The following is a 12,645-nucleotide window of genomic DNA, read 5'->3' as shown; positions in this document are numbered from 1 at the left end:
TCAGGGTCGGCATGGGTCACTCTCTGTGATAAGGGTGATTGGTGGTGATGCTCCAGGCGCGATAGAGGCTCTCGGCCACCAGTACCCGCACCAAGGGATGGGGCAGGGTCAGGGGCGAGAGAGACCAGCTCTGCTCCGCGGCAGCCTTGCACTCGGGGGAGAGCCCCTCCGGGCCACCCACCAGCAGCGCCACATCCCGGCCATCCAGCTTCCAGGCTTCCAGTTGCACGGCGAGCTGCTCCGTGGTCCAGGGCTTGCCCGGAATGTCCAGGGTCACGATACGGGAGCGGCCGGCGGCGGCCAGCATGGCTTCCCCTTCCTTTTGCAGGATGCGGGGAATGTCGGCATTCTTGCCGCGCTTGCCTGCGCCGATCTCGACCAGCTCGAACGGCATGTCTTTGGGGAAGCGGCGACGGTACTCTTCGAAGCCATGCTCTACCCAGGCAGGCATCTTGGTGCCCACGGCAATCAACTGGATCTTCATCTTTGGTTACGCTGTCGCCCTTTATTGCGAATTGACCTGGGCGGCGCCGCTCCAGAGTTTTTCCAGCTGGTAGAAGTCGCGGTACTCATCCTGCATCACGTGGACGATGACCGACCCCATGTCCACCAGCACCCACTCACCGGTGAGTTCCCCTTCCACGCTCAGCAGGTCGAGCCCCGCATGACGGGCCTCGCTGGCGAGGTTGTGGGCGATGGCACTGACGTGACGATTGGAGTTGCCGGAGCAGATGATCATGGTGTCCGTGATGCTGGATTTGCCGCGCACATCGAGGGTGATGATGTCGCGGCCTTTCATGTCATCGATCTTGTCGACGATAAAGGCGAGCAATTCTTGGCCTTGCAATGTCTTCTCCTATCTTCCGGCGCCAGAGGGCGGCGGATTATATCATGGTCACTCCCGTTTCCCAGCCTGGCAAAGGGAGCATCGCCCGGGGAGGCGTCCCGTGGGGGAGGGGCCCCTTGACGATCACTATAGTGTGCAACCCGGCCTGGCAATAGTCAGGGCCGGGCCCGGTGCGCCCGGACGTGTCGGCTGATCCGCCTGCGTGGCGCCGTTTACTGCGTTGCCGATGAGCGGTAGAGCCCGTGGCGCCGGATATAGTCGGCGACCGGGTTGGGCAGCAGGTATTTGGGATCCTGGCCTGCCGCGAGCAGGGCACGCAGGCGTGTGGCCGACAGCTCGACGGGCAGGTTGTCACAAAGCCAGACATGACCGTGGCGCTGGCGATGGAGATCCTGAATGTCCCGGGTCTGGTGGCGGGCCAGCAGCTCGGCAACCTGGACGGAATAATCCGGTTGCCAGCCTGGGCGGCAGCTCACCACCAGATGGGCGTAATCGAGCAGCTCCTGCCAGCGGTGCCAGCCCGGCAGGCCGAGCAGGGAATCCATCCCCATCAAAAAGCAGAGCGGGGTGTCCGGCAGCTCGCTCCTCAACTCGACAAGGGTGTCGATAGTCCAGGAGGGGGTGTCGCGCCTGAGCTCCCGCTCATCCACCACGAATCCCGGGTTGTCCGCCGCAGCGAGCCGGACCATGGCGAGCCGCTGCTCGCTGGAGCAGAGCGGATTGGCCCGGTGGGGCGGGATATGGTTCGGGAGCAGGCGCACCTCGGCCAGACCCAGGGCGTCCCGTGCCTCGATGGCGGGCCTCAGGTGGCCGATGTGAATGGGATCGAAGGTGCCGCCGAGGATCCCGATGGGCGGTGTCAGCATGATTCCGTCTCCAGCAGGGGGAGCGGGGTACCGTCACGAAAGCCGAGGGCGATGGTTTGCAGCATCAGCCAGGCCTGTTCGGTGTCGAAATGGCGCTGGGCATGGTCCAGCTGGGCCATCAGTTGCCAGAGTTGCCGGATCTTGGGGAAGGGAAGCCGGGTCAGCGCCTGCTGGATGAGCTGCTGGCGGCTCTGCCAGATGCGCAGGCGGCTGAAATGCTCCACCAGGGGCTGTCCGGCGCGGGCGGCCAGCGCCAGCTCGGTGAGCTGCTCCAGCTCGCGGCACAGGGTCCAGGCCAGCATGCCGGGTTCGGTGCCCTCGGCGCGCAGGGCCAGCAGGATGCGCTGGGCCCGGTTCACCTTTCCTTCCAGCAGGGTATCGACGAGCTGGAAGGGAGTGAAGTGGGCGTGGCGGATGATGGTCTCCTGCAGATAGGCGACGCTGATGGGCTGGGGCGGCGAGAGCAGGGTCAGCTTCTCGATCTCCTGGCTCGCGGCCAGCAGGTTGCCCTCGTAGGCGTGGCACATGAAGTTGACCGCATCCGGCAGTGCCTTGAGGCCGAAGCGCTGAAAGCGGGCGCTCATCCAGCGCGGGAAGAAGCGGGGCTCGGGGTGGTTGACCGGTACATAGGTGCCGCTCTGGCTCAGCTTGTCGAACCAGGCCGCCTTCATCTGGGTCTGGTTGAGGCGGGGGCCCGAGAGCACCAGCAGCAGGTCGGGGTGGAGCTGCTTGCCAATGTCGCTGATGCGGGCGGCGAGATCCTTGTCGATCTTGGCGGGCAGCTCCAGCTCGATGATCTGGCGGGCCGAGAACAGGCTCATGGCCTGGCAGGCATCGTAGACCTGGTTCCAGTCCAGCCCCTGTTCCACCACGAAGCTGTGGCGTTCATCGAAGCCCTGTTTGCGTGCCACCTGGCGCACGGCGTCGACGGCTTCCAGCTTGAGCAGGGGCTCGTCCCCAAAAATGAGATAGCAGGGCTTGAGCCCTGCCTTGAGATGATCCGCAAACTGCTCGGGATAGACTCTCATCAACACCCTCTCATCAAGATACGCGCATCAGAACTTGACCTGACTGAGCTGGCGAATAACCAGGTTGGCGGCCTGCTCCTGCATCTCCTTGCCGAGCTGTTCCTGCTCGCGGGAGGAGGCGAGTGCCGCATCCGGCTTGTTCAGGAAGCTGCGGTTGAAGGTGATGGGGAAGACCTGGGTCGGTTTGCCCGGCATGACCACGGTGAACTGGGTGCTGTAACTGAGCAGGTATTCGCGGTCCTGGCCGATGGAGTCGACGGAGGCGACCTGGCTGCGGCTACGTACCCCGGCCAGGGTCAGCACCGGGATGCCCTCCTTGTCGGCGAGCTGCACGCCAGCGGCCTTGAGGCGGGTGGTGACCAGTCGGTAGAAGTCGCTCTTGTTGTCACCGACCACTTTCATGGTCATCAGTTCGGGGGGAATGGCGGTGCCCCGCATCTGAAAACCGCAGGCCTGCAGCAACAGTCCTGCCAGCACGATGGCCATCCAGCGCGTGAAGATGGTGCCCATAAAAAATCCTCTTTGCATGAAGGGAAGAGCGGCGGGCGCAGGGCCCGCCGTCATCATCCGTGTGTCGTCAGCCCCTGGCCCAGACCGTCGGCCGCCGCCAGGGGAGGCGTCATCAGTTGGCCACGATGTTGAGCAGTTTGCCCGGCACGTACACGACTTTGCGCACGGTCAGACCGTCGGTGAACTTCTGTACGGACGCATCGGCCATGGCCAGCTTCTCGACGTCGGCCTGGCTTATCTCGGCCGGCACGGTCAGCTTGCCGCGCATCTTGCCGTTGATCTGCACCACCACCAGCTTCTCGGTCTCGACCATGGCCGCTTCGTCGGCCACCGGCCAGGCCGCGACATCGATGTCCCCTTCCTTGCCCAGCATCTTCCACAGCTCGAAGCCGATGTGCGGGGTGATGGGGTAGAGCATGACCACGACCGCTTCCAGCGCTTCCTGCATCAGGGCGCGATCCTGAGCGTCGCTGCCCAGTTTTGCCAGGTTGTTCATCAGCTCCATGATGGCAGCGATGGCGGTGTTGAAAGTCTGACGGCGACCCACGTCGTCGCTCACCTTGGCGATGGTCTTGTGCAGCTCGCGGCGCACGGCTTTCTGGTCGCTGGTGAGGGCGGCGACGTCCAGTGCGGCAACGGCGCCACCGGATACGTGCTCGAAGGTGATGCGCCACAGGCGACGCAGGAAGCGCTGGGCACCCTCTACGCCGGAGTCGGACCACTCCAGGGTCATCTCGGCCGGGGAGGCAAACATCATGAACAGACGGACGGTATCGGCGCCGTAACGCTCCACCATCAACTGCGGGTCGATGCCGTTGTTCTTGGACTTGGACATCTTGGTCATGCCGGAGTGGATCACTTCACGACCCTCAAGGTCGACCGCCTTGGTGATGCGGCCCTTGTCGTCACGTTCCACCTTGACGTCGAGGGGGCTGACCCAGACGTTGCCGCCCTTCTCATCCTTGTAGTAGAAGGCGTCGGCCAGCACCATGCCCTGGCAGAGCAGGCGCTTGAACGGCTCGTCGCTGTTCACGAGGCCCGCATCACGCAGCAGCTTGTGGAAGAAGCGGGCGTAGAGCAGGTGCATACAGGCGTGCTCGATGCCGCCGATGTATTGATCCACCGGCAGCCAGTGGTTGGCAGCCGCCGGATCCAGCATGCCCTTGTCGTAGTCCGGGGAGCAGTAGCGGGCGTAGTACCAGGAGGACTCCATGAAGGTGTCGAAGGTATCGGTCTCGCGGAACGCTTCCTGGCCGTTGTAGGTGGTCTTGGCCCACTCGGCGTCGGCCTTGATCGGGCTCTGGATGCCATCCATCACCACGTCTTCCGGCAGCAGTACCGGAAGCTGATCTTCCGGGGTCGGCACCACGGTACCGTCCGCCAGGGTCAGCATGGGGATGGGAGCGCCCCAGTAGCGCTGACGGGAGACACCCCAGTCGCGCAGACGGTAGTTGACGGTGCGCTTGCCCTTGCCGAGCCCTTCCAGCTTGTTGGCGATGGCATCGAAGGCACCCTGGAAGTCGAGGCCGTCGAACTCGCCGGAGTTGAACAGCACGCCCTTCTCGGTATAAGCCGCTTCGCTCACGTCGACGTCACCATCAACCGGCTTGATGACAGGCTTGATCTCGAGGCCGTACTTGGTGGCGAATTCGTGGTCACGCAGGTCGTGACCCGGTACCGCCATCACGGCGCCGGTGCCGTAGTTCATCAGCACGAAGTTGGCGACCCAGACGGGCACCTTGCGGCCATCCAGCGGGTGAATGGCGTAGAGGCCGGTTGCCATGCCCTTCTTCTCCATGGTGGCCAGTTCAGCTTCGGCTACCTTGGTGTTCTTGCACTCTTCGATGAAGGCGGCCAGCTCCGGATTGTTCTGGGCTGCTTGCTGCGCCAGCGGGTGACCGGCGGCGATGCCCACATAGGTCACACCCATGAAGGTGTCCGGACGGGTGGTGTAGACCTCGAGGTGCTCGGCCTGACCGTCGATATTGAAGCTGATGTTGACCCCTTCGGAGCGGCCAATCCAGTTGCGCTGCATGGTCTTGACCATCTCCGGCCAGCCTTCCAGATTGTCGATGTCGTTCAACAGCTCTTCGGCGTAGTCGGTGATCTTGATGAACCACTGAGGGATCTCTTTTTGTTCCACCGGGGTGTCACAGCGCCAGCAGCAGTTGTCCACTACCTGCTCGTTGGCCAGCACCGTCATGTCGTTCGGGCACCAGTTGACGGAAGAGGTCTTCTTGTAGACCAGGCCCTTTTCGTAGAGCTTGGTGAAGAACCACTGCTCCCAGCGGTAGTAGTCCGGCTTGCAGGTGGCCAGCTCCCGATCCCAGTCATAGCCCAGACCCAGCATCTTCAGCTGGTTCTTCATGTATTCGATGTTTTCGTAGGTCCAGGGGGCCGGCGCCGTGTTGTTCTTGATGGCGGCGTTTTCTGCCGGCAGGCCGAAGGCGTCCCAACCGATGGGTTGCAGCACGTTCTTGCCATTGAGCCGTTGATAACGGGAGATCACATCACCTATGGTGTAGTTGCGAACGTGCCCCATGTGTAGACGACCAGACGGATAGGGGAACATGGAGAGGCAGTAGAACTTTTCCTTGTCTACTTTCTCCACCGCCTTGAAGGTTTTCTTGGCATCCCAGTGCTTCTGCACTGCTGGTTCTATGGATTGGGGAACGTATTGCTCTTGCATTGGTGACATCCGGATCTGTGAAATGAATAGATAAAACGGCTGGGAAATCCCGATAGAATACCCATATCCTGCGGCGGCAACAACCGCCAGCATCCGCCCGGTCTCGGGCCAGGTCCGGTACCCGCGAGGATTTGCAGAGCCGCAAGAGTCGCAACGAAGTGAGAATGGCAACCGCCGCCCGTATCCGCCGAGCCCGAGGTCAGGGTCTGGCTCGATCGGGATTCAGCAGAGGAGTGATGGCCATGGACAAACGTCGACAAGGGTATGAAGCCTTTATCGCCCAGCTCAAGAAGCAGTGGGAAGAGACGGAAGCGTTTCAGGGAGAGCACCTCAACCGGATGATCGCCAAGGTGCAGGCCTATCTGGAGGCGGCCGGGGATCTGACCCAGGACGAGCTGGCGCTGATCGCCGAGTATGTGAAGCGGGATCTGGGCAACTATGACGAAGGGCGCAAGGATGAGCAGGTGGAGGAGTCCGCCTTCATGCTGGCGCTCAAGGACACCGCCTGGTCCTGGCTGGCGGACGTGACCGACCGTACCCAGGTGGAGTGGCAGGAGTTGGCGGACGAGCTGGAACACAAGGGGGTCTACCGGGCGGGGGACTGGGTGGGACTCGGGGTGCTGGTGTGCGATCACTGCGAGTGGCGCCATACCGTGCTGCACCCGGAGCAGCTTGACACCTGCCCGGAGTGTGGGGCCGATGAATATCATCGCGAGCCGCTGTCTCCTTGAGCCGCCAGACTGTGCCAAGCCATAAGCCAAACCATAAAAAGAGGCGCCCAAGGGCGCCTCTTTTGTTTATTGGCGTTGTGTGGTCTTAGCCCTTGCGCGCCCAGGGGTGGGCACGTGGGCGCAGCCACAGGGCCAGCCCCAGCAGGGCGGCGGCCAGGCCATACATGGGCCAGCTGCCAAAACGCAGATAGGGGGTCTGGCCGTGGGCGGGGCGTACCTCGGCACGCAATACTCCAGCCTCGAACTGCGGGATCTGGGCGATGATGCTGCCGTCTATCTCGGTGACGATGGTGATGCCGGTGTTGGTGTCGCGCAGCAGCGGGCGGGCCAGCTCGAGGGCGCGCATGCGGGCGATCTCCATGTGCTGCCAGGGGCCGATGCTGGTACCGAACCAGGCGTCGTTGGAGACGGTCAGCAGAAAGTCGGTATCCGACTGCACGTTGCGGCGCACCTCGTCCGGGAAGATGATCTCGTAACAGATGGCGGCGGCAAACTTGAGCCCCTTGGCGATCAGGTTTGGCTGCACCTCGTCCCCCCGGCTGAAGGAGGACATGGGCAGGTTGAAGAAGGGGGCGATGGGACGCAGCAGATCTTCAAAGGGCACGAACTCGCCGATGGGCAGCAGATGGTACTTGTAGTAGCGGTTCTTGTGCTCGTAGTAGTAGGACTCCTTGCCCTCAGCATCCTGTACCCCCATGCCGAGTACGGTATTGAAGAAGCGCTGCTGTTTCAGATCGTAATGGATGATCCCCGCCAGCAGGCCGGTGTCGTTCACCTTCATCGCCTTGTCCAGGCTCTCCAGATAGGTACCCATCTCCTTCTCGATGGCTGGGATGGCGGACTCCGGCCAGACGATGATGTCGGCATCCTGGTTCTCGCGGCTGAGATCCTGATACTTGCGCACGGTCGGCACCAGGGCCTCCGGATCCCACTTGAGGGACTGCTCGATGTTGCCCTGCACCAGCGCGACCTTGACCGGTTCACCCCGGGTCACCCAGTTGAGCTGCATCAGCCCCTGGGCGGCGCCCACCAGGGCGACGGGGAGCAGCAGCCAGGCCGGCTTGCGGTGTTGCCATACCAGCCAGAGGGCGGAGGCGGTGAGCAGCAGGGCGAGGGTGATGCCCTGCACCCCGAGAAGGGGAGCGAAGCCCTTGAGGGGGCCGTCTATCTGGGTGTAGCCGAACCAGAGCCAGGGGTAGCCTGTCATCACCCAGCCCCGCAGCCAGTCGGCCATCAGCCAGAGCGCCGGGAAGGCGAGCAGCCAGCGGCTCCAGTGGCGGCCGGCAAAGAAGCGGGCGAAGAGCCAGCAGGCCAGGGTCGGATAGAGGGAGAGATAGGCGCAGAGCCCGGCCAGCAGCACGAAGGCGGCTGGCAGCGGAATGCCGCCAAACTCCGTCATGCTGACGTGGATCCACCACTGCCCGGGCAGGAACAGACCCATGGCGTAGCCGAAGCCGCGCCAGGCTGCCTGTTTGGGGGTGGCCTTGTCCAGCAGGGCGTAAAGGCCGAGCAGGGAGGGGATCACCAGGGGCCAGTAGCCGAAAGGGGAGAAGGCCAGCACGGCGATGGCGCCGCTGGCAATGGCAAACAGGCTGGTCAGGAGTTTCGATTTCACGGGGGATCGGGGCTCGAATTGGACTGAATGGAAACACAATGGCCGACATCTTAACCGCAAACCGGGTCAACGGCGAGCCTCGCGGTCGGCGTGGGCCCAGGGGCGGTCGCGCGGCGGGAGAGAGGCAAAAAAAGCGCCCCTGACGAGAGGGGCGCGGGATGTGCGTGGGGTTGGGCGGGATCAGGACTCCGGCTGCGCCGCCGCATGATGCTCGGGGATCTTCACCTGCAACTGTTGCAGGCGACGGCGATCGGCGTGCATCACCTTGAACAGGTAGCCGTCGAGTTCGATCTCTTCACCCTTCTTGGGCAGGTGGCTGAAGGCGTGCATCACCAGACCGCCGACGGTGTCCACCTCTTCATCGCTGAACTGGGTGCCGAAGAAGTCGTTGAAGTCCTCGATCTCGGTCAGCGCGCTCACCGAGAAGACCCGCTTGCTGATGCGGCGGATCTCTTCCGGCTCGTCCTCGATGTCGTCGAACTCGTCGTCAATCTCGCCGACGATGAGCTCCAGAATGTCCTCGATGGTCACGAGACCAGAGACACCGCCAAATTCGTCCACCACGATGGCCATGTGGTAGCGCTCTTCCCGGAACTCCTTGAGCAGGCGATCGACCCGCTTGCTCTCCGGCACGATCACCGTGGGACGCAGGATCTTCTCCAGCTGGAGCGGTTCGCTGGCATGCTGGCCGCCAAAACCGAACGGCAGCAGATCCTTGGCCAGCAAGATGCCCTCCACGTGATCCTTGTCTTCGTTGATCACCGGGAAGCGGGAGTGGCCGGATTCGATGATGACTGGCAGGAACTCGTCCACCGGCTGGGACTTCTCGATGGTCACCATCTGGGAGCGGGGGATCATGATGTCACGCACGCGCAGCTCGGCAATTTCGAGCACGCCCTCGATCATGTCCTTGGTGTCCTGATCGATGAGGTCCCGCTCTTCGGCATCGGCGATGACCTCTACCAGATCGTTGCGGTCTTTTGGCTCGCCCTGGAAGAGTTGGCTGAGTTTGTCGAGCCAGGTTTTCTTCGGCGAGCCGGTACTAGGGTGATCGTCGGTCATTTTCTCTCTTGGTTACTCGTATGAACACACTTGAAATCGTTGTGGCTATATGAGGATGGGCATCGGCTGTTTCAAGACGATGACCATCCGGTTCGTTACTCTTCGTCGTTCAGATAAGGATCGGCGAAGCCCAGTTCCTGCATGATGTCGCGCTCGAGCTGCTCCATCTCCTCGGCTTCCTCGTCCTCGATATGGTCATAACCTAGCAGATGCAGACTGCCATGCACAACCATGTGAGCCCAGTGGGCCATCAGGGGCTTGCCCTGTTCGACGGCTTCGGCCTCGACCACCTGGCGGCAGATCACCAGATCCCCGAGCAGTGGCAGCTCGAGACCCGGTGGCGCCTCGAAGGGGAAGGAGAGCACGTTGGTGGGCTTGTCCTTGCCGCGATAGGTGTGGTTGAGCTCGCGGCTCTCCGCCTCGTCCACCAGGCGCACCGTCACCTCGGCCTCGGGCTGGAAGCCCAGAATGGTGCCGTCGAGCCAGCCTTGCAGCTGGGCCTCGGTCGGCAGGCCGTCCGTGCTGGCGCAGGCCAGTTGCAGATCCAGGGTCACGCTCATTGGGCACTCTCTTTGCTGGTGTTCTCGTTGCGGGGAGTGGCTGCGCTCTTCTCGGCCGCCTGCTGGGCATCGAATGCCTCGTAGGCCTGCACGATGCGGGCCACCACGGGATGGCGCACCACGTCCTTGGACTCGAAGAAGTTGAAGGAGAGACCATCGACCCCCTGCAACACCTCCAGGGCGTGGCGCAGACCGGATTTGGTGCTGCGAGGCAAGTCCACCTGGGTGATGTCGCCGGTCACCACCGCCTTGGAGTTGAAGCCGATGCGGGTCAGGAACATCTTCATCTGTTCCGTGGTGGTGTTCTGGGCCTCGTCCAGGATGATGAAGGCGTCGTTGAGGGTGCGGCCGCGCATGTAGGCAAGCGGCGCCACCTCGATGACGTTGCGCTCCATCAGCTTCTCCACCCGCTCGAAGCCCAGCATCTCGAACAGGGCGTCGTAGAGGGGGCGCAGGTAGGGGTCCACCTTCTGGGAAAGATCGCCGGGCAGAAAGCCGAGCTTCTCACCGGCTTCCACCGCCGGGCGGGTCAGCAGGATGCGGCGGATCTCCTGGCGCTCCAGGGCATCCACGGCGGCGGCCACGGCGAGATAGGTCTTGCCGGTCCCGGCGGGCCCGATGCCGAAGCTGATGTCGTGGCGCACGATATTGGCGATGTACTGGGCCTGGTTCGGGCTGCGGGGCTTGATGAGACCGCGCTTGGTCTTGACCGTGACCTCCTTGCCATACGGCAGGGAAGGGGCGGGTTCGTCGTCCTGCTCCAGCACGCGGGACTCCTGCACCGCCAAGTGCACCATCTCGGGGGTGATGTCGCTCACCTTGCTCCCCTTGAGGGGCTGGGTTTCCACATAGAGGTGCTTGAGGATGACGGCAGCCGCCTCCACCTGGGCCTGCTTGCCGATCACTTGGAAGTGGTTGTCCCGGTAGCTTATCTCGATGCCGAGACGGCGCTCCAGCTGCTTGAGGTTGTCGTCAAAGGGTCCGCACAGGCTGGCGAGGCGCTGGTTGTCGGCGGGTTCCAGATGCAGATTCAGGGTGGAGATGTGTCGGCTCAAGGTGTCCTCTTATCGGTTGTTCCCCCGCCAGGGGGCGGGGGAGAGAGTCATCAATGGGGTCTGAAGGCCGCAACGCCCAGATCATCGGGCACGTTGTCAGGACGACGGGCGAGGATCTCGCTCGGGGCCGTGGCGATGCGCAGGTTCATTTCGTCCTCGCCGCGGATGAAGCGGCCGCGCAGGGAGTAGGGGCGTACGTCGGTGATCTCCACGTCGGCGAAGCCGCCGATGAGGCGGTGCGGCCCCTCGAAGTTGACCACCCGGTTGTTCTCGGTGCGGCCACTGAGCTGCATGGGATCCATCTTGGAGGGCCCCTCCACCAGGATGCGCTGCACCGAGCCCAGCATGGCGCGGCCGATGAGCATGGACTGGTGATTGATGCGGTTTTGCAGTCGGGTCAGGCGGGCCTTCTTCACTTCCATGTCGACGTCATCGGGCAGGTCCGCGGCTGGGGTACCGGGGCGCGGGCTGTAGATGAAGCTGAAGCTCATGTCGAAGTTGATCTCCTCGATGAGTTTCATGGTGGCCTCGAAGTCTTCGTCCGTCTCGTTCGGGAAGCCGACGATGAAGTCGGAGCTCATGGTGATGTCGGGACGCACGGCGCGCAGGCGGCGGATCTTGGACTTGTACTCCAGCACGGTGTGCGGGCGCTTCATCATGGTCAGGATGCGATCCGAGCCGCTCTGGATGGGCAAGTGCAGGAAGCTGACCACCTCGGGGGTATCACGATAGACCTCGATGATGTCGTCGGTGAACTCGACCGGGTGGCTGGTGGTGTAGCGAATGCGGTCGATGCCGTCGATGGCAGCCACCAGGCGTAGCAGTTCGGCGAAGGTGCAGACCTCCCCGTCGAAGGTCGGCCCCCGGTAGGCGTTGACGTTCTGGCCGAGCAGGTTCACTTCGCGCACCCCTTGCTGGGCGAGCTGGGCGATTTCATAGAGCACGTCATCCAGCGGCCGGCTCACCTCCTCGCCACGGGTGTAGGGCACCACGCAGAAGGAGCAGTACTTGGAGCAGCCTTCCATGATGGAAACGAAGGCGGTCGCCCCCTCGGCACGGGGTTCGGGCAGGTTGTCGAACTTCTCGATCTCGGGGAAGGCGATGTCCACCTGGGCACCGCGCCCCTCCTGCACCTGCTTGATCATGGTCGGCAGGCGGTGCAGGGTCTGGGGTCCGAAGACGATGTCCACATAGGGCGCCCGGCTGCGCAGGTTCTCCCCTTCCTGGGAGGCGACGCAGCCGCCCACCCCGATCACCAGCCCCGGTTTTTTCGCCTTGAGCTTCTTCCAGCGACCGAGCTGGTGGAACACCTTCTCCTGGGCCTTCTCGCGGATGGAACAGGTGTTGAGCAGCAGCACATCTGCCTCTTCCGGCTCCTCGGTAAGCGTGTAGCCATTGCTGGCATCCAGCAGGTCCGCCATCTTGGACGAGTCGTACTCGTTCATCTGGCAGCCCCAGGTCTTGATATGAAGTTTCTTGCTCATTGCTTCTCGTGACTGGTTTTGAAATCGGCAGGGTCAAAGGACCGGCCATTTTACTCCGCAATCCCGGTGCTGACCAGTCTGGGGCCGCCCGTCGCCATCAGGGCCAGCTTGTCGTCGGCAATTGCGCATCCCTCTCACTGTTTCTGCCGCCTCCTTGCGTTATCATGCCCCATTCGGTTCGGCCCTTGCCCCTTATCG

General features: G+C 63.0%; 12 protein-coding genes. 1 reads left to right on the top strand and 11 read right to left on the bottom strand.

Annotated features, from left to right (window positions below):
* Nucleotides 1–16 precede the first annotated feature (16 nt).
* The 6 genes from rlmH to leuS form a co-directional block, all read right to left on the bottom strand.
* Nucleotides 17–484 (bottom strand): 23S rRNA (pseudouridine(1915)-N(3))-methyltransferase RlmH, encoded by a 468-nt coding sequence (gene rlmH, locus PG892_RS00930; RefSeq protein ID WP_005298242.1) that lies wholly within the window; start codon nt 482–484, stop codon nt 17–19.
* Nucleotides 485–505: 21 nt separating this feature from the next.
* Nucleotides 506–847 (bottom strand): ribosome silencing factor, encoded by a 342-nt coding sequence (rsfS, locus tag PG892_RS00925; protein ID WP_010673762.1) that lies wholly within the window; start codon nt 845–847, stop codon nt 506–508.
* 212 nt (nt 848–1,059) lie between these two features.
* Nucleotides 1,060–1,713 (bottom strand): nicotinate-nucleotide adenylyltransferase, encoded by a 654-nt coding sequence (gene nadD, locus PG892_RS00920; RefSeq protein WP_010673763.1) that lies wholly within the window; start codon nt 1,711–1,713, stop codon nt 1,060–1,062.
* Nucleotides 1,707–2,741 (bottom strand): DNA polymerase III subunit delta, encoded by a 1,035-nt coding sequence (holA, locus tag PG892_RS00915; protein ID WP_010673764.1) that lies wholly within the window; start codon nt 2,739–2,741, stop codon nt 1,707–1,709. Before holA ends, nadD begins: the two co-directional genes overlap by 7 nt.
* Before the next feature lie 27 nt (nt 2,742–2,768).
* The gene (locus PG892_RS00910) at nt 2,769–3,251 is read right to left on the bottom strand and encodes an LPS-assembly lipoprotein LptE (protein WP_010673765.1); all 483 of its coding nucleotides are present in this window, start codon (nt 3,249–3,251) and stop codon (nt 2,769–2,771) included.
* Nucleotides 3,252–3,363: 112 nt separating this feature from the next.
* The gene (leuS, locus tag PG892_RS00905; protein ID WP_010673766.1) at nt 3,364–5,940 is read right to left on the bottom strand and encodes a leucine--tRNA ligase; all 2,577 of its coding nucleotides are present in this window, start codon (nt 5,938–5,940) and stop codon (nt 3,364–3,366) included.
* A 242-nt stretch (nt 5,941–6,182) separates the two neighbouring features.
* Here leuS and PG892_RS00900 point away from each other — a divergent pair, with 242 nt between their 5' ends.
* Entirely contained in the window at nt 6,183–6,671 is a 489-nt protein-coding gene (locus PG892_RS00900; protein ID WP_029314098.1) for a zinc ribbon-containing protein, read from the top strand.
* Between the two features lie 85 nt (nt 6,672–6,756).
* Here the strand turns inward: PG892_RS00900 and lnt are convergent, their stop codons facing one another.
* The 5 genes from lnt to miaB all read right to left on the bottom strand — a co-directional run bounded on the left by lnt (nt 6,757) and on the right by miaB (nt 12,447).
* Nucleotides 6,757–8,286 (bottom strand): apolipoprotein N-acyltransferase, encoded by a 1,530-nt coding sequence (gene lnt, locus PG892_RS00895; RefSeq protein ID WP_010673768.1) that lies wholly within the window; start codon nt 8,284–8,286, stop codon nt 6,757–6,759.
* Between the two features lie 180 nt (nt 8,287–8,466).
* Nucleotides 8,467–9,348: a CNNM family magnesium/cobalt transport protein CorC gene (gene corC / locus PG892_RS00890; RefSeq protein ID WP_010673769.1), complete on the bottom strand. Its 882-nt coding sequence runs from the start codon at nt 9,346–9,348 to the stop codon at nt 8,467–8,469.
* Nucleotides 9,349–9,443: 95 nt separating this feature from the next.
* Complete coding sequence (gene ybeY, locus PG892_RS00885) at nt 9,444–9,908, bottom strand: rRNA maturation RNase YbeY (protein ID WP_010673770.1); 465 nt, start codon at nt 9,906–9,908, stop codon at nt 9,444–9,446.
* The gene (locus PG892_RS00880) at nt 9,905–10,963 is read right to left on the bottom strand and encodes a PhoH family protein (RefSeq protein ID WP_010673771.1); all 1,059 of its coding nucleotides are present in this window, start codon (nt 10,961–10,963) and stop codon (nt 9,905–9,907) included. The genes ybeY and PG892_RS00880 overlap by 4 nt, the downstream gene beginning before the upstream one ends.
* Nucleotides 10,964–11,013: 50 nt before the next feature.
* Complete coding sequence (gene miaB, locus PG892_RS00875; protein ID WP_010673772.1) at nt 11,014–12,447, bottom strand: tRNA (N6-isopentenyl adenosine(37)-C2)-methylthiotransferase MiaB; 1,434 nt, start codon at nt 12,445–12,447, stop codon at nt 11,014–11,016.
* Between the last annotated feature and the right edge of the window lie 198 nt (nt 12,448–12,645).

The organism is Aeromonas sp. QDB68 (assembly GCF_027707405.1).
Classification (GTDB): domain Bacteria; phylum Pseudomonadota; class Gammaproteobacteria; order Enterobacterales; family Aeromonadaceae; genus Aeromonas; species Aeromonas caviae.
Note: the sequence above shows the minus strand (reverse complement) of the source record. Positions and strands in the feature narration are given on the sequence as shown.